This window comes from Halorubrum sp. Ea1 (assembly GCF_002252965.1).
Lineage (GTDB): Archaea > Halobacteriota > Halobacteria > Halobacteriales > Haloferacaceae > Halorubrum.
In genome coordinates this window covers 1-611 of record NZ_NHPG01000120.1, presented here as the reverse complement: position 1 = coordinate 611, position 611 = coordinate 1, and the positions used below count along the sequence as shown (strand labels likewise).

Genomic DNA, 611 nt, shown 5'->3' with positions numbered 1-611 from the left:
CGGGGCGCCGTCAGGGACTGCCGGGCGCGCCTTCCATCACGGCGAAGTCCTCGCCGTCGGCCTCGATACCGATGACCGCCCAGTCGTACGGGGGCTTCTTGGAGACGAGGCGGTCGCGCAGGTCGCCGGCCCGGTTGCGCCACGTGACGAAACAGCGGAGCCGCGGCGTCTCGCCGCCGTCCGTCAGATACGGGTCCAGATCGTCGTCGTCCATACACAACACCGTCACGAGCACGCGTCGCCATTTCCGCTCCGCGATGAACTCCTGTCCGCCCTCGGAGACGGTGTATCCGAGTTCGCGAAAGACATCTCTGGCCTCCGTCGTCGGTGGGATGCTCGCAGTGGCCATCTACCTCATCGTTCGCCTCCATCCGTGATAAAGTTTCTCACGATTCCGCGGACGCGGTTATTCGTCCACCAACGCGGCCGCTCACGACCGTTTTCCGTCAGATCACCGTCGGCCGTCTGTGACCGGTCACTCGTGGGCGGCGTCCCACTCGTCGGGCTTCCGGATGTTGCCGCACTCCGTGCACTGGATCCGGCCCATCGTGTCCATCGCGGTGTCGAACGAGTCGCAGTTCCCGCAGCGGAACCCCCACCGGGCCGACCCG

The 611-nt window shown here is 66.4% G+C and carries 2 protein-coding genes; both read right to left on the bottom strand.

Annotation, left to right across the window (positions count from 1 at the left end; genetic code table 11):
- Positions 1-10 precede the first annotated feature (10 nt).
- Positions 11-349 (bottom strand): hypothetical protein, encoded by a 339-nt coding sequence (locus DJ73_RS15150; protein ID WP_094525212.1) that lies wholly within the window; start codon positions 347-349, stop codon positions 11-13.
- Positions 350-475: 126 nt separating this feature from the next.
- Positions 476-611: DUF5816 domain-containing protein (locus tag DJ73_RS15145; RefSeq protein ID WP_254921678.1), on the bottom strand; the 136-nt coding region annotated here is incomplete at its 5' end.